Raw genomic sequence first — 434 nt, forward strand, 5'->3', positions numbered from 1 at the left:
CGGGGTGGGCTTCGAACGCGGCGGTGAACCGCTCCGTGATTTCGACGGGGTTGGCGAGGCCCATCGTCGTCGCCAGCGTCACCTCGTCGACGCCGGAGTCGACGACGCTGTCGACGACCGCGAGCGTCTCCGCGGGGTCGATTGCGCCCTCGTAGGGGCAGTAGAAGCTCGTTCCCATCCCGGCTTCGACCTCGATGCCGTGGTCGTGGGCGAGGTCGACGATGTCGTCCATCTCCGCGAGCACCTCCTCGCGGGTGCGGTTCTGGTTTTTGCTCGTGTAGGTCTCGCTCACCGTGACGAGCGCGTTCACCTTGTCCACCTCGGCCTCGACGGCGCGCTCCATGCCCCGGAGGTTGGGGACGAGCGCCCGGTAGGTCACGCCGTCGCGGCGGGTGATTCGCGTCGCCACCTCGTCGGCGTCCCGCAGGGTCGGG

At 69.4% G+C, this 434-nt stretch carries 1 pseudogene; it reads right to left on the minus strand.

Annotation, left to right across the window (positions count from 1 at the left end):
• Positions 1 to 434, minus strand: a pseudogene (locus D3D01_RS22970) (hydroxymethylglutaryl-CoA lyase); the annotation flags it as partial.

Source organism: Haloarcula sp. Atlit-7R (genome assembly GCF_003666065.1).
In the GTDB taxonomy this organism is placed as follows: domain Archaea; phylum Halobacteriota; class Halobacteria; order Halobacteriales; family Haloarculaceae; genus Haloarcula; species Haloarcula taiwanensis.